The organism is Paraburkholderia sp. EG304 (assembly GCF_046543485.1).
Lineage (GTDB): Bacteria > Pseudomonadota > Gammaproteobacteria > Burkholderiales > Burkholderiaceae > Paraburkholderia > Paraburkholderia youngii.
The window spans coordinates 1-252 of record NZ_JBKGUA010000493.1; the positions used below are offsets into that span (position 1 = coordinate 1).

Here is a 252-nt window from a genome sequence, read left to right on the forward strand (position 1 = left end):
CTTCAGGAGCCTCTTTGCTTGCCGGGGTGTTCCGCAGGCCGGTGTGCCGTTCACGTCATCAGGTTTCAGACGTCGCAAAAGCAGAGAGGGTTAGCCTGCGTTGATTCAAGCCGATGCTGTCGCAACCTTGGATCAAAGGTGGTGTGACGTGCCACGATAGCCCAGGCGGTGCGAGCCAGCTTGTTGGCCAGCGCGCACGCCACCACGTTTGAGTGGCGTCGCATCAGTAGTGCACGTGTCCAGTCCGCGAGG

Annotated in this window: 1 pseudogene; it reads right to left on the reverse strand. The window is 60.7% G+C overall.

The window, feature by feature from the left end:
- Positions 1 to 65: 65 nt before the first annotated feature.
- Positions 66 to 252: pseudogene (locus tag ACLFKU_RS44880) on the reverse strand (hypothetical protein); the annotation flags it as partial.